The sequence below is a fragment of the Arthrobacter sp. TB 26 genome, from assembly GCF_000427315.1.
GTDB lineage: Bacteria > Actinomycetota > Actinomycetes > Actinomycetales > Micrococcaceae > Arthrobacter.
Genome location: NZ_AUPJ01000367.1, coordinates 1 through 2712, shown reverse-complemented (window position 1 = coordinate 2712; position 2712 = coordinate 1). Strand labels below are relative to the sequence as shown.

Genomic DNA, 2712 nt, shown 5'->3' with positions numbered 1-2712 from the left:
CCGCGGGCCCATCGGCAACCACGGACCCGTCACTGACTCCTGGCCCGTAGCAGGCACAAACCCATACCCGCGCGCGTTGGTATCGAAGGACACTCGTGACCACTTCCGGACACGAACTTCACTACCGACTTCGCGAGGAACCCCGCCATGACCTCTCTTCACAGCATTCCGCTCACCCTTATCGATGGCACCGACACGGACTTTGGCCGGTTCAGCGGGGAGGTAGTGCTGGTGGTCAACGTGGCTTCGCAGTGCGGATTCACGCCGCAGTATGCGGGACTCGAGGCGCTCCACAACAAGTTCCGGGAGCAGGGATTTCAAGTGCTCGGCGTCCCCTGCAACCAGTTTGCAGGACAGGAGCCCGCGGCCGACGCCGAGATCGCTGAATTCTGCGAACGGAACTTCGGCGTGACCTTCCCGCTCGCGGCCAAAGCCGACGTCCGCGGCAAGAACCAGCACCCGCTGTACGCCGAGCTCACGAAATTCAAGAACGGCTTCCTGCCGGGACTCGTGAAATGGAACTTCGAGAAGTTCCTGGTGAACCGCGACGGCGACGTGGTGGCGCGTTTCGCCCCCACCGTGGAGCCGGACTCGCCCGAGGTCATTGAAGCGGTCCAGTACGCCCTCAGCTGAGAGTCGGCTCCCTGACCACAAGGGGCCAACGGCCTCTATCCCTAAGCATGCTTACCGCCTAGACTGGCCGGACCTTCCAAATAAACCGGGCACAGCCACGGGCGCAGACGCTCCCGTGTGCGTCGCGCCGACATCTGCCCGGGGGACGGTGCTTCAGCACGCTTCGTGAATCACAACTGGACACCCATATCGGGGTCCGTGAAACCAGGAGGAAAGTGATGACAGGGAACAAAGCCGTTGCCTACAAGGGGCCGGGCAAGGTCGAACTGATCGACATTGACTACCCCAGCTTCGAACTCAAAGACGGCCCGGGGGTCAACCCCGCCAACGTGGGCCGGTCGGTGCGCCATGGGGTAATCCTCAAAACCGTTGCCACGAACATTTGCGGCTCCGACCAGCACATGGTCCGAGGCCGCACCACAGCCCCGTCGGACCTGGTGCTGGGCCACGAAATCACCGGCGAAGTCGTGGAAGTTGGGCCAGACGTCGAGTTCATCAAGGTGGGGGACATCTGTTCCGTCCCGTTCAACATCGCCTGCGGACGATGCCGCAACTGCAAGGAACGCAAGACTGGCATCTGCCTCAACGTCAACCCGGACCGCCCGGGCAGCGCCTACGGCTACGTCGACATGGGTGGCTGGGTGGGCGGCCAGGCCAACTACGTCCTGGTGCCGTACGCCGACTGGAACCTGCTGAAGTTCCCGGACCGGGACCAGGCCCTTGAGAAGATGATGGACCTGACGATGCTGTCGGACATTTTCCCGACCGGCTTCCACGGTGCCGTCACCGCCGGCGTTGGAGTGGGCTCCACGGTCTACATCGCGGGAGCGGGTCCCGTTGGGCTGGCTGCGGCGACCAGCGCGCAACTGCTGGGTGCCGCCGTCGTGATTGTGGGGGACCTCAACGCTGACCGGCTGGCACAGGCGCGCAGCTTCGGCTGTGAAACCGTGGACTTGACCGAGGGTGGCCCGGCCGAACAGATCGAACAGCTGCTGGGGGTCCCGGAGGTCGACTGCGGCGTTGACGCCGTCGGATTCGAGGCCAGAGGCCACGGACATGACGCCAAGGAAGCGCCGGCAACGGTGCTCAACTCGCTGATGGAAATCACCGCCGCCGGCGGCGCCCTGGGCATTCCAGGCCTCTACGTTACAGGGGACCCGGGCGGCGTGGACGAGGCGGCCAAGAAGGGGGCGCTCTCGATCAGCCTCGGCACCGGCTGGGCCAAATCGTTGAGCTTCACCACAGGCCAGTGCCCCGTGATGAAGTACAACCGCCAGCTGATGATGGCGATCCTGCATGACAAGGTCCATATCGCGAAGAACGTTAACGCGAAGGCGATCACGTTGGAAGAGGCGCCGAAAGGTTACGCGGAGTTCGACGCCGGCGCAGCCACGAAGTACGTGCTGAACCCGAACGGCTACCTGAGCTAGCCGCCAGGTACCTGAGTAAGCACATTCCGGCGGACACATACCGGAGCAGGTATGTGTCCGCCGGATTACTCGTTGTTGTCATTTTTTCAAACATGCCTACTGGAGTTTGCACATTGTTGGCCGAATGTCTGGTTGGATAGACATTACTGAGAGGGAAGTTGGGGGCTACAGCCTCCACCCAACCAGGAAGGTAGCAATGGAGCTCATCGAGGCCGAACACCCCCGGCCACGTCATTTTCTACTCCATCTGAGTGACCCCCACCTGCTGGGAGGTCCGGCACCGTTGCATGGTGTGGTCGACAGCGACTCCCTGCTCCAACAACTCTTCGACGAAGTGCGGGCGTCCGGCGCGCGCCCGGAAGCCGTGATTTTCACCGGCGACCTCGCTGACCGGGGCGAGCCCGAGGCGTACGCGAAGCTGCGGGCCATCGTCGATCCCGCCTGCAAGGCCCTGGGCGCGAAAGTCATCTGGGCGATGGGAAACCACGACAACCGCGCCAACTTCCGTACCGGCCTGCTGGACCTGCCTGCCGACGATGCCCCGGTGGACCACACTTACTTCATCGACGGGCTGCGGATCATCACCCTCGACACCTCAGTCCCGGGCTTTCACCACGGTGAGCTGAGTCCGGAGCAGCTGGAGTGGCTC

The 2712-nt window shown here is 63.3% G+C and carries 3 protein-coding genes; all 3 read left to right on the top strand.

Going from position 1 to position 2712, the window contains the following annotated elements:
• Positions 1-147: 147 nt before the first annotated feature.
• On the top strand, positions 148-633 hold the full coding sequence (locus K789_RS0114260) for a glutathione peroxidase (protein WP_024367343.1): 486 nt from the start codon (positions 148-150) through the stop codon (positions 631-633).
• Positions 634-851: 218 nt separating this feature from the next.
• Positions 852-2063 carry a formaldehyde dehydrogenase, glutathione-independent gene (gene fdhA / locus K789_RS0114255; RefSeq protein WP_024367342.1) on the top strand — a complete coding sequence of 404 codons (1212 nt, stop codon included), beginning with the start codon at positions 852-854 and terminating at the stop codon, positions 2061-2063.
• 196 nt (positions 2064-2259) lie between these two features.
• Positions 2260-2712 (top strand): metallophosphoesterase (locus K789_RS0114250; protein WP_024367341.1); only part of this gene is annotated, 453 nt, incomplete at its 3' end.